Raw genomic sequence first — 23,214 nt, forward strand, 5'->3', positions numbered from 1 at the left:
CGGAGGGGGAGGGTCGGATGCTGAAGGATTTCGTCATGGATCGCCAGCCTGATACGGACCCTGTGGGATTGGGTGTGGGCTCACCACCGCTATCGCTGGCTTGTCAGCAATAGCAGTGGTGAGTTCACCGACGCAATCGCGGGTAAACCCGCTCCCACAGTTGATCGAGCCGGGCCGGAATTTTGCGAACGCCGCAAAACCCTGTGGGAGCTGGCTTGCCAGCGATAGCGGTGGTGAGTTCACCGGCGCCATCGCGGGTAAACCCGCTCCCACAGTTGACCGAGCCGAGCCGGAATTCTGCGAACGCCGCTGGACCCTGTGGGAGCGGGTTCACCCGCGATTGCAGTAGTGGATTCACCGACGTAATCGCTGGCAAGCCAGCTCCCACAGTTGACCGAGCCGAGCCGGAATTTTGCGAACGCCGCTGGACCCTGTGGGAGCTGGCTTGCCAGCGATAGCGGTGGTGAATTCACCGACGTAATTGCGGGTAAACCCGCCCCCACAGTTGACCGAGCGTCGTTTGGCTCTTGTAGACGCCCACAAAAAAGCCCCGGTTCTTTCGAACCGGGGCTTTTTACGCAGCGCCTGTCAGCTTACAGCTGAGGGCCGGCAGCCTTGATCGCGTCGGAAACTTCGAACTTCTTGAAGTTTTCGATGAACAGCGAGGCCAGGCCTTTCGCTGCTTCGTCGTAGGCAGCCTGGTCAGCCCAGGTGGTGCGCGGGTTCAGCAGTTCGGTATCGACGCCCGGAACGGCCTTCGGCACGTCCAGGTTGATGATGCCCAGGTGCTCGGTCTCGGCGCCGATCAGCGCGCCGCTCTGGATCGCTGCGATCACCGCACGGGTGGTCGGGATGCTGAAGCGCTTGCCGACGCCGTAGCCACCACCGGTCCAGCCAGTGTTGACCAGGTAGACCTTGGAGCCGAAGCCCTTGATGCGCTTGATCAGCAGTTCAGCGTATTCGCCAGCCGGACGCGGGAAGAACGGTGCGCCGAAGCAGGTGGAGAAGGTCGACTTGATGCCGCCGCCCGAACCCATTTCGGTGGAACCGACCAGCGCGGTGTAGCCGGACAGGAAGTGGTAGGCCGCCTGCTCGTTGTTCAGGATCGACACAGGTGGCAGTACGCCGGTCAGGTCGCAGGTCAGGAAGATGACCGCGTTAGGCTCGCCGCCCAGGTTCTTCTCGGAACGCTTCTCGACGTGCTCCAGCGGGTACGCGGCGCGGCTGTTCTGGGTCAGGCTGCCATCGGCGTAGTCGGCGTGCTTGGCGTCGTCCAGGACAACGTTTTCCAGCACTGCGCCGTGCTTGATGGCTTTCCAGATGACCGGCTCGTTCTTCTCCGACAGGTCGATGCACTTGGCGTAGCAGCCGCCTTCGATGTTGAAGACAACGCCTTCGCCCCAGCCGTGCTCGTCGTCACCGATCAGGTAACGGCTTTCGTCAGCCGACAGGGTGGTCTTGCCGGTGCCCGACAGACCGAAGAACAGGGTCACGTCGCCTTCTTCGCCGATGTTGGCAGCGCAGTGCATCGGCAGCACGTCGGCAGCCGGCAGCAGGAAGTTCTGCACCGAGAACATGGCTTTCTTCATTTCGCCGGCATAGCGCATGCCCGCGATCAGGACCTTCTTCTGGGCGAAGTTGAGGATCACGCAACCGTCGGAGTTGGTGCCGTCACGCTCAGGCACGCACTCGAAGTTGGCGACGTTCAGCACTTGCCATTCCTGGCGGCCAGCCGGGTTGTACTGGGCCGGGTTGATGAACAGGCAACGGCCGAACAGGTTCTGCCAGGCAGTCTGGGTGGTCATCTTGACGGCCAGGTAGTGGTCTTCGGCAGCACCTACGTGGACGTGGGAAACGAAGTGTTCCTGGGCGTTGTTGAACGCCTCGACACGGGCCCACAGGGCGTCGAACTTGTCGGCGGGGAATTTGCGGTTGATCGGGCCCCAGGCGATGGCGTCCTGGGTGCTCGGCTCTTCGACGATGAAACGGTCAACTGGCGAACGACCGGTACGGTGACCGGTTTTCACGACCAGCGCGCCAGTGTCGGCCAGCTCGCCTTCACCGCGGGACAGTGCTTCTTTAACCAGCTCGTCGACGCTCAGATCGGTGTACACGGTGTTGTTGGCTTGCGACATGAGATTCCCCATCCGGCCCGGTGGCCGAGTGCTCCAAACGTTTTGTAGTAGATCTCTACGAACAACTACAGCGAAAAAAGTGGCCGGATTATGCCAGAAACGCCCAAAAAAAGTAGGGCCCTCCTGTCAGAACTGCGTCTTAAGCGCATTCGACAGGAGAATTCCCTGAGCAGAAACGTTTCAGTGACGAGTATCTGACGGCGCGTCCACGCCACCACCAGCGAACAGTTGCTCCACATCGGTCGCATCGAAGCGATAGCGCTCGTTGCAGAACTGGCAATCGATCTCCACCTGGCCGCCGTGTTCGGTCACCAGTTGGCGTGCGTCGTCCAGGCCGAGGCTGACCAGGGCGTTGCCGGAACGCTCGCGCGAGCAGCTGCAACGGAACTGCAGCGGCTGGATGTCGAACAGGCGCACGGCGTCTTCGTGGTAGAGGCGGTGCAGCAGGGTTTCGCTGTCCAGTTCGAGCTGTTCGTCGCGGGTCAGGGTGTTGGCGATGGCCTGCACATGGCCCCAACTGTCGGCGCGCTCGTCGGCATCCGGCTGGCGGTCCACCGGCAGTTGCTGCAGGAGCATGCCGCGGGCGCGGGCGCCGTCGGCGCTGAACCAGAAACGGGTGCCCAGCTGCTCGGACATGACGAAGTAGTTGGTGAAGGACTCGGCCAGGTCGGCACCGTCCAGTTCGACGATGCCCTGGTAGCGCTGGCCCTTACGCGGGTCGATGGTCAGCGCCAGCATGCCGTTGGGCATCAGTTCGCGCAGGCCGGCATCGGCGCTGATCGCCTCGCCGTCATAGCGGGCGATGCCGCGGATCTCGCGCTCGCTGGAGCACTCGACCATCAGCAGCGGCACCGGGCCCTCGGAACGCGCCTGGAGAATCAGCAGGCCATCGAACTTGAGGGTGCCTACCAGCAGCGCGGCGGCGGCCATCAGCTCGCCCAGCAGTTGCGCGACCGGCTGCGGGTAGGGGTGCTTTTCCAGCACGCGGGCATAGCTGCTTTCAAGGCTGACGAGTTCACCGCGCACGTCGCGCTCGTCGAAGATGAAACGTTGGGTGAAGTCGGTGTCTGGCAAGTCGCTCATGGGAAATCTGCTGTTTGAAATTGTGACAAAATGATTACAGGGGTTTCGAACCCTGTGGCAGAGCGCCCTGAAGGCGCTCGCGTTGTGATCTGGAGAGGTATCTTATGGACAATCGACCACTGTTCCAAGCGAGGTGGTCATGGGGCCCATTGGCAGCCTGCACGCTGCTACCCATCGCTCTACTGTGTTTCTGGTTATGGCCTTTTGGCCAGATCCTCTGCCTGACTTTCGACGAGTGGCTGTTCCACAGCCTCAACGCACCGCTGGCCGATAGCACCGCCTGGCGCTATATCTGGACCCTCGGCAGCCTGCGTCCCTTCGATATCGTGGTCGGCCTGATCCTGCTGGCCTTGCTGATCCGTGGCAATTGGGTGTTCAAGGCGCACCAGGTGCGCGAAGCCTTCTTCGGCTTTTTCGTCACCCTGCTCCTCTTAGTGGTGGTTCGCGCGCTGTTTTCCAAGTGGGTGGACGCTGCCGGCTGGCAACATCACAGCCCGTCCATGGTGTTCAGCGATGCCATTCGCCTCAGCGATATCTACCCGCACCTGGAGAAGAGCTGGGAACTGAAGGACCGTTCAAGCAAGAGTTTCCCCGGCGACCACGCCTCGGTGCTGCTGGTCTGGGCGCTGTTCATGACCCTGTTCACCCGCGGCCTGTGGCAGAACCTGGTGGTCTGGGGCCTGGCCGTGCTGTTCATGCTGCCGCGCCTGGTGGCGGGGGCGCACTGGGGTCAGGACGACTATATCGGCGGCCTGCTGATGGCCGTGCTGGCCCTGGGTTGGAGCTGCTACACGCCGCTGGCCGCCAGGGCCAGCGCCGCGCTGCTGCGCTGGACGGCGCCGCTGTTCTCCCTGGCGGCCCGCCTGCCGCTGATCCGCCAGTTGAGCGTGGTCAGCCCTCAGTCGTAACTGCCCTGGAACTGATGGATCTGCCGACGCTGCTTCTTGGTCGGCCGACCATCGGTGGTGACGCCCAGCGCGCCCGCCTTGCGCAACTCCGCCGCCTGTTCACGGCGGCGGATACTCTCCTCGGTTTCCTCATACAGCGTCTGTGCCTCCGGCGCGCCCTTGCGCACGATGGACAGCGCCTTGACCACCACGGTCTTCTCGTCGAAACCGGTACGCAGGACGAACTCGTCGCCGATGCGCGGTTCCTTGCCGGGCTTGCAACGTTCGCCACGGCAATGCACCTTGCCGCTCTCGATGGCGGCCTTGGCCAGGGCGCGGGTCTTGTAGAAACGCGCGGCCCAGAGCCATTTGTCCAGACGAACCTTGTCGTCGTCTTCCTGATAAGCCATGACACAGCTCCGATCATTAGCGGTCATGGAACTGTACTACCGTAACTGACGGATGCAAAAAGTCCGCTGCCTGCTTACAGTTCACCGAATTTTCCCGGGTTGCCCATCGTGAAGACATTTGATCATCTGAGCGTTATCGGTTTGCGCGAGTGGGTGGCCTTGCCCGACCTCGGCCTGGCCGGCCTGCGCGCCAAGATCGACACCGGTGCCAGCACCTCCAGCCTGCACGCCACCGAGGTCGAGCCGTTCATGCGCGACGGCGAGCGCTGGGTGCGCTTCAACGCTCACCTGGGCTCGGTGGTGCAGTTGCGCCATCGTCGCTGCGAAGCGCCGCTGGTGGCGATGAAGACCATCAAGAGCTCCAACGGCCACGCCCAGGTGCGTTACGTCATCCGAACGGCACTTGCGCTGGGCGACAGGGTCTGGGAAGTAGAGTTCACCCTGGCCTGTCGCAAGGCCATGCGCTACCGACTCCTTTTAGGTTCCAAAGCCCTGGTGCATGGCCAACTGGTGGTCAACCCGGGGCTGAAATATGTACAGGACAAGCCGGTGTTCCCGGCGACCATTACCCCCTCCACAGGTGCTGCATGAAGATCGCTGTGCTGTCGCGTAACCCGCGTCTGTATTCCACCCGTCGTCTGGTCGAAGCCGGTACGCAACGGGGCCATGAAGTGGTTGTGATCGATACCTTGCGTGCCTACATGAACATCGCCAGCCACAAGCCGCAGATCCACTACCGCGGCAAGCCGCTGGAAGGCTTCGATGCGGTGATTCCGCGCATCGGCGCCTCGGTGACGTTCTATGGCTGCGCCGTGCTGCGCCAGTTCGAGATGATGGGCGTGTATCCGCTCAACGAGTCCGTGGCCATCGCCCGTTCGCGGGACAAGCTGCGCTCGCTGCAACTGCTGTCGCGCCGTGGCATCGGCCTGCCGGTGACCGGCTTCGCCCACTCGCCGGACGACATTCCCGACCTGATCCAGATGGTCAACGGCGCCCCGCTGGTGATCAAGGTGCTGGAAGGCACCCAGGGCATCGGCGTGGTGCTGTGCGAAACGACCAAGGCCGCCGAATCGGTGATCGAGGCGTTCATGGGCCTGAAGCAGAACATCATGGTCCAGGAGTACATCAAGGAAGCCGGCGGCGCCGATATCCGCTGCTTCGTGGTCGGCGACAAGGTCATCGCCTCGATGAAGCGCCAGGCCAAGCCGGGGGAGTTCCGTTCCAACCTGCACCGGGGCGGCACCGCCAGCCTGATCAAGGTCACCCCGGAAGAACGCATGACCGCGATCCGCGCGGCCAAGGTCATGGGCCTGAGCGTCGCGGGCGTGGATATCCTGCGCTCCAACCACGGCCCGCTGGTGATGGAGGTGAACTCGTCACCGGGTCTGGAAGGCATCGAGGTCACCACCGGCAAGGACGTGGCCGGGATGATCATCGAGCATCTGGAAAAAAACGGCGGGCCCAATCAGACCCGCACAAAAGGGAAGGGTTAAACCGCGTCGCGCGGGAGCAGCAGCCCCAGTGGCAGCCGCACCCGCGCTTCGATACCGCCACCGGAACGGTTGCGCAACTCCACGTTGCCGCCATGCTGGGCCGCGATCCGCCGCACGATCGCCAGGCCCAGGCCGGTGCCCTTGCCGCCCCTGGCCTTGTCGCCGCGAATGAACGGGTTGAAGATCGCCTCCAGCTCGGCCGGGTCGATGCCCGCGCCACGGTCCAGCACGCTCAGCACCACGTACGGCGCATTCGCGTCACCCGACACGTAGGCCGCCACTTCCACACCCTTGCCGGCGTGGTTCAGGGCATTGCCGATCAGGTTGTTGAGCAGGCGCTTGATCGAAACACGCCGCAGCGGGAAGGGCGGGATCGGCTCCAGGCACAGGCGCACCTGTTCCTTCGGCTGGTTGAACGGCGCGACCACCTCGCGCACCAGGTCGCTCAGGTCGACTTCCTCGACCGGCTCGTCGCGGCCGTCGCGGATAAAGGCGAGGAACTGGTCGAGGATCGCGTCCATGTCCTCGATATCGCGGACCATGTCGTCGGTCAGGTCGCTCTCGCTGGGCAGCATCGACAAGGACAGGCGCAAGCGCGTCAGCGGCGTGCGCAGGTCGTGGGAGACCCCGGCCAGCATCAGCTCGCGCTCGCGCCCGGCTTGTTCGACGTCCTCGGCCATCTGGTTGAAGGCGCGGTAGACCTCGGTCATCTCGCTCGGGGTATCGCTGATCGGCAGGCGCACGCTGCGGCCCTGGCCCAGTTGCCGGGCGGCGAACACCAGGCGTTTGAGCGGCTGGCTGAGCTGGCGCACGAAGATCCAGGCGGACGCGGTGGACAGCAGGCCGATGGCGAGGAACCAGCCGAGCACGTTCCAGATCTTCTGGCCGCGCAGCGGGTGAGGGTAGAGCGGGACCTTCATCCAGTCATCGCCCAGGCTCGGCGCCCGGACCCAGAGCGCCGGCGGCGAATGCACGCGCAGGCGGACCTCGGTGTCCTCGCCCAGCTCCGCTTGCATCTGCCGCTGGTAGATCTCGCTGTAGGGCCAGTGCTGCTCGCCCTCGGGCACGCCGTTGCCGGTGACGCGGATCAGCCCGGCGGCCTCGGCCACCTTGTCGCGGTTCTCCTCGTCCGTGGCCCAGTAGGCCCGCAGGGTCAGGGCCACGCCGTGACTGTACTGGCGATCGACCAGCACGTCCTCGTTCATCAGCAGGTAGACCAGGGTCAGCGCCTTGGAAAACAGGACGACGATCAGCACCAGCCACAAGGTGCGGGCGAAGAAGCTTTGCGGGAACCACAGCGGCGTTTTCATGGACGACGGCTACACACTAGGCAGGTACGAGCGCGGCTCGCGGGCGTGGCGGGTGTTGTTGCAAGCAAAAGCAGGGCAACCCTGCGGCGGCCCTGCTGGTGATGACTCATTGCGAAACAACTGGATCACTTGCCGGCATTGCCATCCGGCACGAACACGTAGCCCACGCCCCAGACAGTCTGGATATAGCGCGGTTTCGACGGGTCGGGCTCGATCATCCGGCGCAGGCGGGAAATCTGCACGTCGATGGAGCGCTCCAGTGCATCCCACTCGCGGCCACGGGCCAGGTTCATCAGCTTGTCGCGGGTCAGCGGCTCGCGGGCATGCATGACCAGCGCCTTGAGCACGGCGAACTCGCCGGTGGTGAGCATGTGCACTTCGTCACCACGCTTGAGCTCGCGGGTGGCCAGGGACAGCTCGTAGTCGCCGAAGGTGACGGTTTCGTCCTCGCTGCCCGGTGCGCCCGGTACCGGTGGTGCCTGGCGACGCAGTACGGCCTTGACCCGTGCGACCAGTTCGTCCGGGTTGAACGGCTTGGCCAGGTAATCGTCGGCGCCCAGCTCCAGGCCCTTGATCCGGCTCAGCTCGTCGCCCTTGGCGGTGAGCATGATGATCGGGATCTGGTTGTTCGACGCGCGCAGGCGGCGGCAGGCGGAAAGACCGTCCTCGCCCGGCAGCATCAGGTCGAGGACGACCAGGTTGAAGACTTCGCGAGACAGCAGGCGGTCCATCTGTTCCACGTTGGGTACTGCCCGTGCGCGGTAGCCTTTGCTGGTGAAGAAACGCTCGAGAAGGCTGCTCAGGCCCGGGTCGTCGTCGACGATGAGGATTTTTTCGCCGTCGGCGGTTTGTGCAGTGCTGCTCATGGGTAGCTCCTTTAATCTCGGCGCGCATTATGGCTTAGCCGCCATTTGCGGGTGCCGAGCTCATTGTTAGCAGATTTTTCCTCGTGTGCCAGTGGAATGGTCCGTCAGGCTGGCCAGCCGCTATCACCGCAAGCCTTGTGCGCTGGGTATAATGCGCCGCTTTTCACCGAGCGCCGCCTTGCCCCGACGCCTCTGGCGCCGGCCCCCGCGGCCCAAGCATTCACAATTTGTCAGGTGGTTTTATGGACAGCATCAACAGCCGCATCGCCGAAGAACTCGGCGTCCGCCCGCAACAGGTCGAGGCGGCCGTGGCTCTACTTGATGAAGGCTCCACGGTGCCTTTTATCGCCCGTTACCGCAAAGAAGTGACCGGCAGCCTGGATGACACCCAGTTGCGGAACCTCGAAGAGCGCCTGCGCTACCTGCGCGAACTCGACGATCGCCGCGCCAGCATCCTCGCCAGCATCGAGGAGCAGGGCAAGCTGACTCCGGAACTGGCCCGGGAAATCAAGCTCGCCGACACCAAGACCCGCCTCGAAGACCTTTACCTCCCGTACAAGCAGAAGCGCCGCACCAAGGGCCAGATCGCCCTGGAAGCCGGCCTCGGCGAGCTGGCCGACGGTCTGCTGGGTGATCCGCAACTGAACCCTGAAGCCGAAGCCGTGCGTTTTGTCGATGCGGAAAAAGGCGTCGCCGACGTCAAGGCCGCGCTGGAAGGCGCCAAGTACATCCTCATGGAGCGCTTCGCCGAAGACGCTGCCCTGCTGGACAAGCTGCGCAACTTCCTGACCCAGGAAGCCACCCTGTCCGCCCGCCTGGTGGCCGGCAAGGAAGAGGAAGGCGCCAAGTTCCGCGACTACTTCGAACACGATGAACAACTCAAAGGCGTGCCGTCGCACCGCGCCCTGGCGATCTTCCGCGGGCGCAACGAAGGCGTGCTGTCCGCCTCGCTGAAGGTCGGCGAAGAGCTGCCGGGCACCCTGCACCCGTGCGAACTGATGATCGCCGAGCGTTTCGGCCTGGCCAACCAGGGCCGTCCGGCCGACAAATGGCTGGCCGAGGTGGTGCGCTGGACCTGGAAGGTCAAGCTCTACAGCCACCTGGAAACCGACCTGTTCGGCGAGCTGCGCGACAACGCCGAAGGCGAGGCGATCAACGTCTTCGCCCACAACCTGCACGACCTGCTGCTGGCCGCTCCGGCCGGCCCGCGTGCGACCCTGGGCTTCGACCCGGGCCTGCGTACCGGCTGCAAGGTCGCGGTGGTGGATGCCACCGGCAAGCTGCTGGACTACACCACGGTCTACCCGCACGCGCCGAAGAACGACTGGGACCGCACCCTCGCCGTCCTTGCCGCCCTGTGTGCCAAGCACTCGGTGGAACTGGTAGCCATCGGCAACGGCACCGCCAGCCGTGAATCCGACAAGCTGATCGCCGAGCTGGTCAAAAAATATCCAGCGCTGAAAGTCACCAAGGTCATGGTCTCCGAGGCCGGCGCTTCGGTGTACTCCGCGTCCGAACTGGCCGCCCGCGAATTCCCGGACCTGGACGTGTCGATCCGTGGCGCCGTGTCCATCGCCCGTCGCCTGCAGGATCCGCTGGCCGAGCTGGTGAAGATCGATCCGAAATCCATCGGTGTCGGCCAGTACCAGCACGACGTTTCCCAGCTCAAGCTGGCCCGTGGCCTGGACGCCGTGGTCGAGGACTGCGTGAACGCCGTCGGCGTCGACGTCAACACCGCCTCCGTGGCCCTGCTGGCGCGCATTTCCGGCCTCAACGCGACCCTGGCGCAGAACATCGTCAGCCACCGTGACGCCAACGGCGCCTTCAAGACCCGCGCCGCGCTGAAGAAAGTCAGCCGCCTTGGCGAGAAGACCTTCGAACAGGCCGCCGGCTTCCTCCGCGTGATGAACGGCGACAACCCGCTGGACGCCTCGGCGGTCCACCCGGAAGCCTACCCGCTGGTGCAGCGCATCGCCGCCGACACCGACCGTGATATCCGCTCGCTGATCGGCGACAGCGGCTTCCTCAAGCGTCTCGACCCGAAGAAATTCACCGACGAGACCTTCGGCCTGCCGACCGTCACCGACATCCTCCAGGAACTGGACAAGCCGGGCCGCGACCCGCGTCCGGAGTTCAAGACCGCCGAGTTCCAGGAAGGCGTCGAAGACCTCAAGGACCTGGAGCCGGGGATGGTCCTCGAAGGCGTGGTGACCAACGTCACCAACTTCGGTGCCTTCGTCGATATCGGCGTACACCAGGACGGCCTGGTGCACATCTCGGCGCTGTCCGAGAAGTTCATCAAGGACCCGCGCGAAGCGGTCAAGGCCGGTGACGTGGTCAAGGTCAAGGTCATGGAAGTGGACATCCCGCGCAAGCGCGTCGGCCTGTCCATGCGCATGAGCGATACCCCGGGCGAGAAGGTCGAGGGCGCCCGTGGCGGTCGCCAGGGTTCGGGAGGTCGCCAGCAAGGCGCGCCGGCGCGGATCAAGGAAACCCCGCCACCGGCCAACAACGCCATGGCCTCGCTGTTCGCCAACGCCAAGCAGCTGAAGAAGAAGTGATGGACGCGCCTGAAGACATCGTCCAGAGCGCCTTCAGCCAGTTGCTGGGCTGCCGTCTGCAACGCCTTGAAGAAGGCGTTGCCGAGGTGGCCCTGGCCCTGGAGCCGCACCTGCGCAACCGCGGCGGCTTCCTGCATGGCGGAGCGATCTTCAGCCTGGTGGACATCGCCATGGGCCTGGCCTGCTCCAGCAGCCACGGCTTCGACCGGCGCAGTGTCACCCTGGAGTGCAAGATCAACTACGTTCGTGCGGTCAGCGAAGGTGAAGTCCTGTGTATCGCCCGCGTTCTCCACGCGGGAAGACGCACGCTTGTCCTGGACGCCGACGTATTCCAGGGCGACAAACTCGTCGCCAAGGCTCAAGGCACGTTCGCGGCGCTCTAGCCGCAAAAGGCCATCTGCGGTACTTTCGGCAGTGCGCTGGGCGCTGCCGATTCCCTGCGAAAACCAGGCGACAACGCCAGTTCCTCCTGTCCACCCTTGTAGACCGTCATTTCCACCCCCATATCGGGGCGACTGATGTGTGAAGGAATCCATCTTGAGCGAACTTCTCAACCGCCGCCTGAGCCTGCTTGGCCAAGGCGACAACCTCTCCCTGCTCAAGCAGTGCCTGCACGGCATCGAGCGTGAATGCCTGCGCGTGACCGCGGACGGTCGCCTGGCCCAGACACCGCACCCCGAGGCCCTGGGCTCGGCGCTGACCCACGAATCCATCACCACCGACTATTCCGAGTCGCTGCTGGAGTTCATCACCCCGGCGCTGGCCGACCCGGCGCAGACCCTCGAAAGCCTGGAGAACATCCACCGCTTCGCCGTCAGCCAGCTGGGCAGCGAGTACCTGTGGAGCCCGTCGATGCCCTGCCCGCTGCCGGCGGAAGAGGATATCCCGATCGCCTGGTACGGCACCTCGAACATCGGTCAGCTCAAGTACGTCTACCGCAAGGGCCTGGCCCTGCGCTACGGCCGCACCATGCAGTGCATCGCCGGTATCCACTACAATTTCTCGCTGCCGGAATCGCTCTGGACGCTGCTGCGTGACGCCGAAGGCGGCAGCGCTGACGACCGGGACTACCAGTCGTCGGCCTATATCGCCCTGATCCGTAACTTCCGCCGCTACAGCTGGCTGCTGATGTACCTGTTCGGGGCCTCGCCGGCACTGGACGCCGGATTCCTGCGTAGTCGTCCGCACCAGCTCGAGTCGTTCGACGCCGACACCCTGTTCCTGCCCTGGGCCACCAGCCTGCGCATGAGCGACCTGGGCTACCAGAGCAACGCCCAGGCCGGCCTGACCCCGTGCTACAACGACCTCACCAGCTACACCGACAGCCTGCGTCGCGCCGTGGCTACGCCCTACGCGCCGTATGTCGAGGTCGGCACGCACAAGGATGGCGAGTGGGTCCAGCTCAACACCAACATCCTGCAGATCGAGAACGAGTACTACTCGAACATCCGCCCGAAGCGCGTCACCTATACCGGCGAGCGGCCGATCCAGGCCCTGGTGGCCCGGGGCATCCAGTACATCGAAGTACGCTGCCTGGACATCAACCCGTTCCTGCCGACCGGTATCGACCTGCCGCAGGCGCGCTTCCTCGACGCCTTCCTGCTGTTCTGTGCCCTGGAAGACAGCCCGCTGCTGGAAAACGGCGAGTGTGGCCAGTGCACCGACAACTTCCTCAAGGTGGTCAAGGAAGGCCGGCGCCCGGGCCTGGAGCTGCAGCGCAACGGCCAGCCGGTCGAGCTGAAGACCTGGGCGTCCGAACTGCTGGCGCGCATCGCCCCGCTGGCCGAGCTGCTCGACCGCAGCCAGGGCAGCGACGAGCACGCCCGTGCCCTCGCCACCCAGGCGGCCAAGGTCGACGACCCGGCGCTGACCCCGTCGGCCCAGGTCCTCGCCAGCATGACTGCGCACCAGGAAAGCTTCGCCGCCTTCGCCCTGCGCCAGAGCCAGCTGCATGCCGACTACCTGCGCAAGGAGCCGCTGCCGGCTGAAGAGCAGGCGCGTTTCGAAACCCTGGCCCGTGCCTCGCTGGAAGAGCAGGCCCGTCTGGAGCAGCAGGAGGTCGGTGATTTCGACCTGTTCGTTGGCGCTTACCAGGCCAGCATCCTGGCGATCAGCAACTGATATGAGCCGCGGCACCACCCCTCGCAAACCCCGCGCCCGCAGCCAGGCGCGGATCGACTCGATCCTCGACGCGGCCCGCACCCTGCTGGCCAGCGAGGGCGTGGCCAGCCTGTCGATCTACAGCGTCGCCGAGCGCGCGCAGATCCCGCCGTCTTCGGTCTATCACTTCTTCGCCAGCGTTCCGGCCTTGCTCGAAGCGCTGACGGCGGATGTGCACAGCGCCTTCCGTGCCTGCCTTCAGGAGCCTATCGATACCCAGCGCCTGGGTAGCTGGCGGGACCTGTCGCGGCTGGTGGAAACGCGGATGCTGGAGATCTATCAACAGGACGCTGCCGCCCGGCAGTTGATTCTGGCCCAGCATGGCTTGAGCGAAGTGACCCAGGCTGACCGCCAGCACGATATCGAGCTGGGGGACCTGATGCACAAGCTGTTCGAGCAGCATTTCCGCTTGCCGGAGCTGCCCCGTGATGTGGATGTGTTTGCCCTGGCGATGGAGCTGAGCGACCGGGTGTATGCCCGTTCGGTGCAGCTGCACGGGGAGATCACCCCGCGGATGGCGGAGGAGGGGATGCGGGTGTTCGAGGCGTATGTGGGGCTGTATCTGCCGCCGTTCCTGCCCAAAATCTAAAAGCATCGCTGGCAAGCCAGCTCCCACAGGGTCGGCGTACACCGGACCTGTGGGAGCTGGCTTGCCAGCGATTGGGGTTTCACAGTTTCGCGATGGAAACCTCGGTCGATTTCACGAAGGCAATCACCTCGCTGCCGATGGTCAGCTCCAGCTCCTTGACCGAACGGGTGGTGATCACCGAGGTGACGATGCCCGAGGCGGTCTGCACGTCGATTTCCGACAGTACCGGACCTTCCAGGATTTCTTTCACGGTGCCTTTGAACTGGTTACGCACGTTGATCGCTTTGATAGTCATCTGCTTGCTTCCTTCGTAGGTTCTGAGGTCAATGAGCCCAGCGCAGTTGCGTAGGCAAAGGTGCTACGGGTTCGGGCCCGGGCGGGGTGCCAGGGACCGAGAGAACACGGTTGAGTACTTGGGTTTCCAGCGCCGCCAGGCGGTGCGAACCCCGCACCCGCGGTCGCGGCAGGTCCACGTGCAAGTCGAGGCCGATTTCGCCGTCCTCGATCAGGATCACCCGGTCGGCGACCGCTACCGCTTCGCTGACGTCGTGGGTCACCAGCAGCACGGTGAAGCCGTGCTTGCGCCAGAGGTCTTCGATCAGTTGCTGCATTTCGATCCGGGTCAGGGCATCCAGCGCTCCCAGCGGTTCGTCGAGCAGCAGCAGGCGCGGCTGGTGGATCAGGGCGCGGGCCAGGGCCACGCGCTGCTTTTGCCCACCGGACAACGCCGCCGGCCATTCATTGGCGCGGTCGGCCAGGCCCACCGCTTCCAGCGCCTGTTTCGCGCGCTCCTGCCAGTTGCCTTCGAGGCCCAGGCCGACGTTGTCGATCACCCGCTTCCACGGCAGCAGGCGCGCTTCCTGGAACATCAGGCGGGTGTCTTCACGGGCGTCGGCCAGCGGCGCGCTGCCGGCCAGCAATTCACCGCCAGTGGGCTGGTCGAGACCGGCCAGCAGGCGCAGCAGGGTGCTCTTGCCGCAACCACTGCGGCCGACGATGGCGACGAACTGACCGGCCGGGATATGCAGGTCGATATTGCGCAGGACCTTGCGTTGGCCGAAGGTCTTTTCCACCTTCTGTACCGCCAGCGGGATACCACGCAGCAGGCGCGGCGGCTGTTCCTTGAGAACGGTCATGCGCGGTCTCCCTTGCTCACTTGATAGGCCGGGTGCCAGCGCAGCCAGACACGCTCCAGGCCACGGGCAGCGAGGTCGGCGAGCTTGCCGAGCACCGCATAGAGCACGATCGCCAGCACCACCACGTCGGTCTGCAGGAACTCCCGGGCGTTCATCGCCAGGTAGCCGATGCCGGAGTTGGCCGAGATGGTTTCGGCGACGATCAGGGTCAGCCACATGAAGCCAAGGGCAAAGCGCACACCGACCAGGATCGACGGCAGCGCACCTGGCAGGATCACCTGGCGGAACAGGCCGAAGCCGCTGAGGCCGTAGCTGCGCGCCATTTCCACCAGGGCCGGATCGACGTTGCGGATGCCGTGGTAGGTGTTCAGGTAGATCGGGAACAGGGTGCCGAGGGCGACCAGGAAGATCTTCGCCGACTCGTCGATGCCGAACCACAGGATCACCAGCGGGATCAGCGCCAGGTGCGGCACGTTGCGGATCATCTGCACCGAGCTGTCCAGCAGGCGCTCACCCCAGCGCGAAAGACCGGTGATAAAGCCCAGGGCCAGGCCGATGCTGCCACCGATCAGGAAGCCCAGGCCGGCACGCCAGCCACTGATCGCCAGGTGGGTCCAGATTTCGCCGCTGCGCACCAGCTCGACGCCGGCCTCGATCACTGCGCTCGGCGCCGGCAGGATGCGCGTCGACAGCCAACCGGCGCTGACCGCCAGTTGCCAGATCGCCAGCAAGGCCACCGGCAGTGCCCAGGGCGCGAGGCGCTGGACCCAGGAGTTGGAAGAAGAACGACTCATGGCGTGATCCTCAGCGCTGCGCCGCGGCTTTGGGCAGGATGTCGTTGGCCACCATTTCGCCGAACGGGCTGACATAGCCACGCTCCTGCGGCAGGGCCGGACGCTCGACATCCAGGTGCGGGAACAGCAGCTCGGCGACCCGGTACGACTCTTCCAGGTGCGGGTAGCCGGAGAAAATGAAGGTGTCGATGCCCAGCTCGGCGTATTCCTTGACCCGCGCCGCCACGGTCGGGCCATCGCCGACCAGCGCGGTACCGGCGCCGCCACGCACCAGGCCGACGCCGGCCCACAGGTTCGGGCTGACTTCCAGGTTGTCGCGGTTGCCGCCGTGCAGGGCAGCCATGCGTTGCTGGCCGACCGAATCGAAGCGCGCCAGGGAGGCCTGGGCACGGGCGATGGTGTCGTCGTCCAGATGGGAGATCAGGCGCTCGGCGGCTTTCCAGGCTTCGTCGTTGGTTTCGCGGACGATCACGTGCAGGCGGATGCCGAAGCGTACGGTGCGGCCCAGTTTGGCGGCTTTCTCGCGGACTTCCGCGATCTTCTCGGCCACCGCGCTCGGCGGTTCGCCCCAGGTCAGGTACAGCTCGACCTGCTCGGCGGCGAGGTCCTGGGCGGCATCGGACGAACCACCGAAATACAGCGGCGGACGCGGTTGCTGGATCGGCGGATAAAGCAGCTTGGCGCCCTTCACCGTGATGTGCTTGCCGTCGTAGTCGACGGTCTCGCCTTCCAGTACCCGACGCCAGATGCGGGTGAATTCCACCGAGGCCTGGTAACGCTCTTCATGGCTGAGGAACAGGCCGTCGCCGGACAGTTCGTCAGGGTCGCCACCGGTCACCAGGTTAAATAGCGCCCGCCCGCCGGAAAGCCGGTCTAGGGTCGCGGCCTGGCGCGCTGCCACGGTCGGCGAGATGATCCCCGGGCGCAGGGCGACCAGGAACTTCAGGCGCTGGGTCACCGGGATCAGCGACGCGGCCACCAGCCAGGAGTCCTCGCAGGAGCGCCCGGTCGGGATCAGCACGCCGCCGAAGCCAAGACGGTCGGCCGCCTGTGCCACCTGCTGCAGGTAACCGTGATCGACGGCGCGAGCCCCTTCGGCGGTGCCAAGGTAATGGCCGTCGCCATGGGTCGGAAGAAACCAGAAAATGTTGAGGCTCATTGGAGTTGTCTCCTAAGGGTGGCTCAGACCGGGGCGGCGCCCCGGCGCAGGCAAAACGTCAAGGCGCGGTGGCGACCTTGGCCGGTGGCGTCCAGATCACGTCCTTGATGCTCAGCGGCTTGGGAATCAGCTTCAGGGCGGTGAAGGTGTCGGCGATCTTCTGTTGCGCGGCGACCACTTCCGGGGTCAGGAAGCCGGCACCGTAGCCCTGGCGCTTGACCGAGGTCAGGGTGATGTCGGCGGGCAGGCCGAGCAGCGGCGCGACCTGGTCGGTCACTTCCTGCGGGTTGGCCTGGGACCATTCACCGACAGCGCGGACTTCTTCGATCAGCGTGCTGATCACTTCCGGGTGTTTTTGCGTATAGGGCTTGGTCGCCAGGTAGAACTGGTGGTTATCGACGATGCCCTGGCCATCGCGCAGGGTGCGGGCCTGGAGCTGTTGCTCGGCGGCGGCCTGGTACGGGTCCCAGATCACCCAGGCATCGACGCTGCCACGCTCGAAGGCGGCGCGGGCATCGGCGGGCGGCAGGAACACCGGCTGGATATCGCTGTACTTCAGGCCGGCGTCCTCGAGGGCGCGGACCAGCAGGTAATGCACGTTGGAGCCCTTGTTCAGGGCGACCTTCTTGCCCTTCAGTTCCTTGACCGACTGGATCGACGAGCCCTTCGGCACGAGGATCGCTTCGCTGTGCGGGGCTGGTGGCTCGTAGGCGACGTAGAGCAGGTCGGCGCCGGCGGCCTGGGCGAACACGGGTGGGGTTTCGCCGGTCACGCCGAAATCGATGGAGCCGACGTTGAGGCCTTCCAGCAGCTGCGGGCCGCCGGGGAATTCAGTCCATTGCACTTGCACGCCCTGGGCGGCGAGGCGTTTTTCCAGGCTGCCCTTGGCCTTGAGCAGAACCAGGGTGCCGTACTTCTGGTAGCCGATACGCAGGGTCTCGGCCTGGGCTTGGGTGATGGCGCCGAAGGTAACAGCCGCAGCGAACAGAGCGGCCAGACCACGACGCAAAACGACAGTGCGCATAGCGCTCTCCTTTTGCAGTGTTGGGGTTCGGGCTGCACCTGCTTGCCTCGTTGTCGGGCCAGTAAGGTGGGGGTAACGCGATGAAACGGTGGCTAGGGGATCAGATGCTCCAGCGGGCACTGATCAGGCGTTCGTTGAGCAGGCCGGGCGCCAGGGGTTTCGGGCGGCGGGCCAGGGCGCTGTGGAACAGTTCGAGCGATTCGTTCAGGCGCTGCTCCAGGGCGGGCGCCAGGTGCGCCGGGACATGGCCCTGGCCGTAGGTGATCTGGCTGTCGTCGGCGAAGATCCCTTGCAGGGTCTCCTGCGCCTTCAGGGCCGAGAGTACCGGTTTCAGGGCGTAGTCCACCGCCAGCATATGGGCGATGCTGCCGCCGGTAGCGATGGGCAGCACCACCTTGTGATTCAGGGCGCGCTCGGGCAGCAGATCGAGCAGGGTCTTCAGGGCGCCGGCGAAGGACGCCTTGTACACCGGGGTGGCGACGATCAAGCCATCGGCCTGTTCCACCAGTTGCTGGAAATGCTGGACCTGAGGGCTGTCGAAACGGGCATGCAGCAGATCTTCGGCCGGGAAGTCCCGCACCTGGAAAGTCACCACCTCGACGCCCTGGCCTTGCAGCCAGTCGCGTGCGCGTTCGAGCAGCACGCCGGAGCGTGAACGCAGGCTGGGACTTCCACCAATAGAAACGACCAACATTGAATGCGCATCCTTGGAGCTGTTCGAAAGGGCCCGCGAGTTAGGTGGCTCGCTGGAATGGGGTGACATTAACAGGTGGTTGCATATATCTAGAAATCATATTTTTTCATTTGTTTATATGAATTGGAGATATGACTTTGGGCCTGTGGAGAACTCCTGTGGGAGCTGGCTTGCCAGCGATGAGGCCGGCATGGGCAATGATGCTGTCCGGTCGGGCCCTATCGCTGGCAAGCCAGCTCCCACAGGGTTCTCCACAGGTTTCGAGAGGGTGGAATTGCAGGCAAAAAAAAGGGCCGTCGAAACGGCCCGAAAATCCCTGCGATGGCTAAAACAGATTCAACGATTCGGCTGCGGGGTCAGGCGCAGATACGGCTTGACCGCCCGGTAGCCCTTCGGAAAGCGGCGCTTGATCTCTTCCTCGTCCTTCAGCGACGGCACGATCACCACCTCGTCACCGTCCTGCCAGTTGGCCGGGGTCGCCACCTTGTGGCTGTCGGTGAGCTGCAACGAGTCGATCACCCGCAGGATCTCGTGGAAGTTGCGCCCGGTGCTGGCCGGATAGGTGATGGTCAGGCGGATCTTCTTGTTCGGGTCGATCACGAACAGAGAGCGCACAGTGAGGGTGTCGTTGGCATTCGGGTGGATCAGGTCGTACAGGTCGGAGACCTTGCGATCGGCATCGGCCAGGATCGGGAAGTTGACCGTGGTGTCCTGGGTTTCGTTGATGTCCTCGATCCAGCGGTGATGGGAGTCCACCGGGTCCACGGAGAGGGCGATGGCCTTCACGCCGCGCTCGGCGAATTGCCCTTTCAGCTTGGCGGTGAAGCCCAGCTCGGTGGTGCACACCGGGGTGAAGTCGGCCGGGTGCGAGAACAGCACGCCCCAACTGTCACCGAGCCACTCGTGGAAGCGGATCTTGCCGGCGCTGGAATCCTGTTCGAAGTCGGGGGCGATATCGCCGAGTCTGAGGCTCATGGTGCGGGTCCTTGGCTGTTCGTTGATGGTTCAACTGTGCCTGTGGACCGGTGAAATTAAAAAGAATAAATATTGATTTATTTAGATGTAAAACGAATAACAAATAACGGACAAAACAACGCCCGCGCGGCACGAAGCCGGGCGGGCGCTGGGTATCTCGCGGCGGGTTACAGCAGCGGGATGGAGTAGCTGAGGATCAGGCGATTTTCGTCCTGGTCTTTCTGGTTGGCAATGTCAGAGCGCCACATGGCGTTCTTCCACATCACGCCGAAGTTCTTCAGCGGACCTTCCGGTACCACGTAGGCCACGGTGATGTCGCGTTCCCACTCGGTGCGGTCGCCAATGGCTGCGTCGATGTTGTCACCTTTCAGGTAAACCACACCGGCAGTCAGGCCAGCTACGCCGACCTTGGCGAAATCGTAGGAGTAGCGAGCCTGCCAGGTACGCTCACCGGCACGGCCGAACTTCTGGATCTGCATGTCAGTGATGGTGTAGTTGGACGAGCCGTCACCCTGGTTCAGCCAAGGGAAGTCGCTGTCGCCGTTGCTGACCTGGTAGCCGCCACCGAAGGTGTGACCGGCAACGGTATACAGGAACAGGGCGCTATAGAGATCGTTGTCGACTTTGCCCTTGTTGGTGTTGCCGTACCAGCCGGTGGTGTAGTAAGCGGTAGTATCGCCGTTCTTGCCGTCATCGGTGCTGTGGAAGTAGCGGAAGTCGGACTTCAGCACGCCCGGGCCGATAGCCCAGTTGTGTACTGCGCCCAGGAAATGCTGGTTGTAGAAGTCTTCCAGGCCGCCGTAGTAGTACTGCAGCAGCAGATCCTTGGTGACCTTGTAGTCGGCGCCGCCATAGCGGAACTGGTTGCTGAACTTGCCGGTGCGTGCGTTGTTGGCACCCGCGATGGACAGCTCTTCGTTGTTCGAAGAGTTACGGCCCTTGACGTGCTCGATCTGACCGGCAGTCAGCGTCAGGTCCTTGATCTCGTTCGAGACGATCTGGCCGCCTTCGAAGGTTTGTGGAACCAGACGACCGTCGTTGTATGAAATGACCGGGTTCTTCGGCAGCAGGGTGCCGTAGCGCAGTTCGGTCTGGGAAATCTTCACCTTGGCGGTGAGGCCCAGGCTGGAGAAGTCGTTTACGGCGCGGCCGTCGCTATCGGTCGGGAAGACCAGGCCGCCAAGAGCGGAGCTATCGCGGTTGCCGTGACGGCCTTTGCCGGAATCAAGACGAACACCGAGCAGGCCGATCGCGTCAACACCAAAGCCGACGGTGCCTTCGGTGAAGCCCGAGGAGTAATCCAGCTGGAAGCCTTGGCCCCATTCTTCGGTGTAGTTCGGCTGAGTGGCGGAACCACCGTGGTTACGGTTGTCTTGGTTGATATAGAAGTTACGCAGCTTCAACGTAGCCTTGCTGTCTTCGATAAAACCGGCAGCGCCTGCTTGCTGGGCCAGTACCCCAAGGGCCACGGCAAGAGTCAGGGTCGACTTCTTCATAAATGCATTGCTCCTCTCGTTTCTAATTCTTGTGGTTCGTAACGGCTGGGTCTTGTTGCCCGGCTCGCTGTCGATGGGCGATTAGCACCAATGGATGACCATCCAGTCAATCGTAACCAGTCGTTTCAAGACTTTGGTCTAATGCGCCGCGGTGGGGTCGAAGCATAATTACAATTTGATAAATCTAAAAAGAATTATTTGTGTCTTTTTCAGATTTTTTTGACATATCCAACAAAATTTTCACAAACGTTTCAGCACATAAGCTAATGCCAAAAAAGTATTTTTTGACAATTTTTTAGATCATTTAGATTTATGGCCTGTCCCCAGCCCCGGAATTGGCCGTCATGAAACCGTCACGTTCGCTGAAATTATTCACTGCCCTGGCCCTGTCCGGCTTGACCCTGGTCAGCCATGCCGCCGGTCTCACCGTGGGCTACCAGACCGGGATCGACCCGAGCAAGGTGCCCCAGGCCGATGGCGCCTATGAGCAGGCGATCGGTGAGAAGATCGACTGGCGCCGCTTCAACAGCGGCCCGGAAGTGGTCACCGCCATCGCTTCCGGCGACGTGCAGATCGGCAACCTCGGTTCCAGCCCGCTGGCGGCTGCCGCGTCGCGCAAGCTGCCGATCGTGGCCTTTATCGTCTCGGCGCAGATCAACGCCGCCGAGGCGCTGGTGGTGCGCAATGGCAGCGGCATCAACAGCCCGCAGGACCTGATCGGCAAGACCATCGCCACGCCCTTCGTCTCCACCTCCCACTACAGCCTGCTCGGTGCCCTCAAGCATTGGGGGCTGGATACGCGTCAGGTGAAGGTGGTGAACCTGCAGCCTGCAGAAATCGCCGCGGCGTGGAAGCGTGGGGATATCGATGGCGCCTTCGTCTGGTCGCCGGCATTGGGCGAGATCCGCAAGACCGGCAAGACCCTCACCGATGCCGCCGAAGTGGGCGGCTGGGGCGCGCCGACCTTCGAGGTCTGGGTGGCGCGCAAGGACTTCGCCGAGAAGCACCCGGACGTGGTCGCGAAGTTCGCCAGGGTGACCCTGCAATCCTTCGCCGACTACACGGCGAACAAGGCGCAATGGACGGCGGATTCGGTGCCGGTGCAGAAGATCGCCAGGCTCACCGGTTCCAATCCTGCCGATGTGCCTGAATTGCTGGCCGGCTCTGCCTTCCCCGACGCCCAGGCCCAGGCCGGCCTGCTGCAAGCCCAGACCCCGGCGGCAATTGCCGAGACCGCGAAGTTCCTCAAGGAGCAGGGCAAGGTGGAAACGGTGTTGCCGGACTATGCGCCTTTTGTCAGCGCGAAATTCGTCCAGTAAAACGCGGTCCCTGTGGGAGCTGGCTTGCCAGCGATTGCGATGGTGGTATCACTACTGCAATCGCTGGCAAGCCAGCTCCCACAGGGGCCGCGAAACCTTCAGCAGATGGAGGTGATTTCGCTTCTTGCGCTTCAAGACGCACGTCCCACAGGTTAAATTGCCAGCACTTTCCGGCCCGCATCCAGGCCGGGCCTTTCATGAAGAAGGAGCTGCGCGCATGAGTCTCTGGGACGACTTGAAGAAAAAGGCCATCGACGCCAATCCGGAGCTGGCGGCCAAGGCCGCCCAGGCGCTGGACAAGGCGCGGGAGCTGGCGGTGGAAGCCGGGCAGAAGGCCGCGCCGATGCTCAAGGAAGCCAGCGAAAAGGCCACCGCCTACGCCCAGGAAAAGACCCCGGTACTCAAGGCCCAGGCACTCAAGGCCATCGACGATGCCAAGGTGCGCCGCGCCGCCCTCCGCGAGCAGGCCCAGCGCGACAAGGCGGCCCGCGCCGAGATGATCCGCACCATGTACGACATCACCCTCGAACCCGGCGATATCAATTTCATCGAGGAACCCTTCCACCATTTCGAGCGGCAGTTCGGCTTCTTCATGGTCACCGGCGAGGTCCTCGATACCCAGAAGCGCAACCACAACGAACTGCACGCCAGCCACCACCACAGCGGTGGCAGCGGCTATCTGCACAAGGGTTATGGCTCGATCAGCGGCGGTTCGTCATCGATGCAGGTCAGTTCCACCAGCGTGCAGGAGCACGAGTTCTGGATCCGCGACGACGAGGACGGCAAGGAGTCGTGCTTCAAGCTGCACGACTCGTCGCTCAGCCTGCGAGCAGGACAGAGAGTCAGCATGGTGTTCATGCACCCGGCGGACAGCCGCACCGGTAAGATGGTCGCGCTGTATAACCACAACGCCGAGCGCAACTACGTGATCAACGGCCCGCAGCAGCTCAACCGGCTATTCGGTATCTACCTGGAGGAGCCCGGCTTCTTCAACCAGAAGGAAGTCACCGAAACCCGCCAGCGCCTGTTGCAGGCGCTGGACCAGCGGATCGGCCAGCTGGCCCATTACATGGCGCTGCACGGCAAGCACAGCGGGCACCTGATCGAAGGCGGCGAGTAAGCC

The 23,214-nt window shown here is 63.8% G+C and carries 22 protein-coding genes; 9 read left to right on the forward strand and 13 right to left on the reverse strand.

All coding sequences use genetic code 11. The features are described from left to right. Positions 1-593: 593 nt before the first annotated feature. On the reverse strand, positions 594-2,135 hold the full coding sequence (locus PSEMO_RS26825) for a phosphoenolpyruvate carboxykinase (protein WP_075805919.1): 1,542 nt from the start codon (positions 2,133-2,135) through the stop codon (positions 594-596). A gap of 180 nt (positions 2,136-2,315) precedes the next feature. Further along, positions 2,316-3,218, reverse strand: coding sequence for an Hsp33 family molecular chaperone HslO (gene hslO, locus PSEMO_RS26830; protein ID WP_075805920.1), 903 nt, complete (start codon positions 3,216-3,218; stop codon positions 2,316-2,318). A 104-nt stretch (positions 3,219-3,322) separates the two neighbouring features. On the opposite strand from hslO, the gene PSEMO_RS26835 reads away from it, so the two are divergent. Continuing rightward, a complete protein-coding gene (locus PSEMO_RS26835; protein WP_075805921.1) occupies positions 3,323-4,126 on the forward strand; it encodes a phosphatase PAP2 family protein in 804 nt (267 codons plus the stop codon). Here the strand turns inward: PSEMO_RS26835 and PSEMO_RS26840 are convergent. Then, positions 4,117-4,515: an RNA-binding S4 domain-containing protein gene (locus PSEMO_RS26840; RefSeq protein ID WP_075805922.1), complete on the reverse strand. Its 399-nt coding sequence runs from the start codon at positions 4,513-4,515 to the stop codon at positions 4,117-4,119. The genes PSEMO_RS26835 and PSEMO_RS26840 overlap by 10 nt on opposite strands. A gap of 108 nt (positions 4,516-4,623) precedes the next feature. Here PSEMO_RS26840 and rimB point away from each other — a divergent pair, with 108 nt between their 5' ends. After that, entirely contained in the window at positions 4,624-5,106 is a 483-nt protein-coding gene (rimB, locus tag PSEMO_RS26845) for a retropepsin-like aspartic endopeptidase RimB (RefSeq protein WP_075806007.1), read from the forward strand. Continuing rightward, on the forward strand, positions 5,103-6,008 hold the full coding sequence (gene rimK, locus PSEMO_RS26850) for a 30S ribosomal protein S6--L-glutamate ligase (protein WP_009400116.1): 906 nt from the start codon (positions 5,103-5,105) through the stop codon (positions 6,006-6,008). Before rimB ends, rimK begins: the two co-directional genes overlap by 4 nt. Here the strand turns inward: rimK and PSEMO_RS26855 are convergent. After that, positions 6,005-7,318, reverse strand: a complete 1,314-nt coding sequence (locus tag PSEMO_RS26855) for an ATP-binding protein (protein ID WP_075805923.1) — start codon at positions 7,316-7,318, stop codon at positions 6,005-6,007. The genes rimK and PSEMO_RS26855 overlap by 4 nt on opposite strands. Positions 7,319-7,443: 125 nt before the next feature. Then, the gene (gene ompR / locus PSEMO_RS26860; RefSeq protein ID WP_075805924.1) at positions 7,444-8,184 is read right to left on the reverse strand and encodes an osmolarity response regulator transcription factor OmpR; all 741 of its coding nucleotides are present in this window, start codon (positions 8,182-8,184) and stop codon (positions 7,444-7,446) included. 242 nt (positions 8,185-8,426) lie between these two features. Between ompR and PSEMO_RS26865 the strand changes: the two genes are divergently transcribed. From PSEMO_RS26865 to PSEMO_RS26880, 4 genes are all read left to right on the forward strand, one after another. Then, positions 8,427-10,745 (forward strand): Tex family protein, encoded by a 2,319-nt coding sequence (locus PSEMO_RS26865; RefSeq protein WP_075805925.1) that lies wholly within the window; start codon positions 8,427-8,429, stop codon positions 10,743-10,745. Continuing rightward, positions 10,745-11,128 (forward strand): PaaI family thioesterase, encoded by a 384-nt coding sequence (locus tag PSEMO_RS26870; RefSeq protein ID WP_075805926.1) that lies wholly within the window; start codon positions 10,745-10,747, stop codon positions 11,126-11,128. The genes PSEMO_RS26865 and PSEMO_RS26870 overlap by 1 nt, the downstream gene beginning before the upstream one ends. A gap of 154 nt (positions 11,129-11,282) precedes the next feature. Next, positions 11,283-12,866 (forward strand): glutamate--cysteine ligase, encoded by a 1,584-nt coding sequence (gene gshA / locus PSEMO_RS26875; protein WP_075805927.1) that lies wholly within the window; start codon positions 11,283-11,285, stop codon positions 12,864-12,866. 1 nt (position 12,867) lies between these two features. Beyond that, complete coding sequence (locus tag PSEMO_RS26880; RefSeq protein ID WP_075805928.1) at positions 12,868-13,494, forward strand: TetR/AcrR family transcriptional regulator; 627 nt, start codon at positions 12,868-12,870, stop codon at positions 13,492-13,494. Positions 13,495-13,573: 79 nt separating this feature from the next. Here the strand turns inward: PSEMO_RS26880 and PSEMO_RS26885 are convergent, their stop codons facing one another. From PSEMO_RS26885 to PSEMO_RS26920, 8 genes are all read right to left on the reverse strand, one after another. Next, a complete protein-coding gene (locus PSEMO_RS26885; protein ID WP_009400132.1) occupies positions 13,574-13,789 on the reverse strand; it encodes a TOBE domain-containing protein in 216 nt (71 codons plus the stop codon). Between the two features lie 28 nt (positions 13,790-13,817). Continuing rightward, on the reverse strand, positions 13,818-14,630 hold the full coding sequence (gene ssuB / locus PSEMO_RS26890; RefSeq protein WP_075805929.1) for an aliphatic sulfonates ABC transporter ATP-binding protein: 813 nt from the start codon (positions 14,628-14,630) through the stop codon (positions 13,818-13,820). Then, positions 14,627-15,424, reverse strand: coding sequence for an aliphatic sulfonate ABC transporter permease SsuC (ssuC, locus tag PSEMO_RS26895; protein ID WP_075805930.1), 798 nt, complete (start codon positions 15,422-15,424; stop codon positions 14,627-14,629). The genes ssuB and ssuC overlap by 4 nt, the downstream gene beginning before the upstream one ends. A gap of 10 nt (positions 15,425-15,434) precedes the next feature. Further along, entirely contained in the window at positions 15,435-16,583 is a 1,149-nt protein-coding gene (gene ssuD, locus PSEMO_RS26900) for an FMNH2-dependent alkanesulfonate monooxygenase (protein ID WP_075805931.1), read from the reverse strand. A gap of 58 nt (positions 16,584-16,641) precedes the next feature. Continuing rightward, the gene (locus PSEMO_RS26905; protein ID WP_075805932.1) at positions 16,642-17,607 is read right to left on the reverse strand and encodes a sulfonate ABC transporter substrate-binding protein; all 966 of its coding nucleotides are present in this window, start codon (positions 17,605-17,607) and stop codon (positions 16,642-16,644) included. Between the two features lie 100 nt (positions 17,608-17,707). Beyond that, positions 17,708-18,301: an NADPH-dependent FMN reductase gene (gene ssuE / locus PSEMO_RS26910; protein ID WP_075805933.1), complete on the reverse strand. Its 594-nt coding sequence runs from the start codon at positions 18,299-18,301 to the stop codon at positions 17,708-17,710. Between the two features lie 336 nt (positions 18,302-18,637). Then, positions 18,638-19,276: a peroxiredoxin gene (locus PSEMO_RS26915; RefSeq protein WP_075805934.1), complete on the reverse strand. Its 639-nt coding sequence runs from the start codon at positions 19,274-19,276 to the stop codon at positions 18,638-18,640. A gap of 167 nt (positions 19,277-19,443) precedes the next feature. Next, positions 19,444-20,772: an OprD family porin gene (locus PSEMO_RS26920; protein ID WP_075805935.1), complete on the reverse strand. Its 1,329-nt coding sequence runs from the start codon at positions 20,770-20,772 to the stop codon at positions 19,444-19,446. Positions 20,773-21,116: 344 nt separating this feature from the next. Here PSEMO_RS26920 and tauA point away from each other — a divergent pair, with 344 nt between their 5' ends. Together tauA and PSEMO_RS26930 are read left to right on the forward strand one after the other, a co-directional pair. Next, on the forward strand, positions 21,117-22,091 hold the full coding sequence (gene tauA, locus PSEMO_RS26925; protein WP_075805936.1) for a taurine ABC transporter substrate-binding protein: 975 nt from the start codon (positions 21,117-21,119) through the stop codon (positions 22,089-22,091). Positions 22,092-22,308: 217 nt separating this feature from the next. After that, a complete protein-coding gene (locus tag PSEMO_RS26930; protein ID WP_075805937.1) occupies positions 22,309-23,211 on the forward strand; it encodes a hypothetical protein in 903 nt (300 codons plus the stop codon). Positions 23,212-23,214: the final 3 nt, after the last annotated feature.

The sequence above is a fragment of the Pseudomonas putida genome (assembly GCF_001941965.1).
Classification (GTDB): Bacteria; Pseudomonadota; Gammaproteobacteria; order Pseudomonadales; family Pseudomonadaceae; genus Aquipseudomonas; species Aquipseudomonas putida_L.